The organism is Bacillus pretiosus (genome assembly GCF_051294775.1).
In the GTDB taxonomy this organism is placed as follows: Bacteria; Bacillota; Bacilli; order Bacillales; family Bacillaceae_G; genus Bacillus_A; species Bacillus_A wiedmannii.
In genome coordinates this window covers 1-302 of the sequence record NZ_JBPPHF010000219.1, presented here as the reverse complement: position 1 = coordinate 302, position 302 = coordinate 1, and the positions used below count along the sequence as shown (strand labels likewise).

General features: G+C 42.7%; 1 pseudogene. It reads left to right on the top strand.

Annotated features, from left to right (window positions below):
• A pseudogene (locus tag ACSG5Z_RS30605) lies at window positions 1-302 on the top strand (hypothetical protein); the annotation flags it as partial.

Here is a 302-nt window from a genome sequence, read left to right as displayed (position 1 = left end):
CAAGGGAACAACGGAAGTGGATCGCAACAAGGAAAAAATGGAAATCAACAAGGGGACAATGGTAGAGAATTGCAACAAGAAAATAATGGGAATCAGCAAGGGAACAACGGAAGAGGATCGCAACAAGGAAATTATGGGAATCAGCAAGGGAACAACGGAAGAGGATCGCAACAAGGTAATAATGGAAATCAACAAGGGGACAATGGTAGAGAATTGCAACAAGAAAATAATGGGAATCAGCAAGGGAACAACGGAAGAGGATCCCAACAAGGAGATAATGGTAATCAGCAAGCGAACAACGA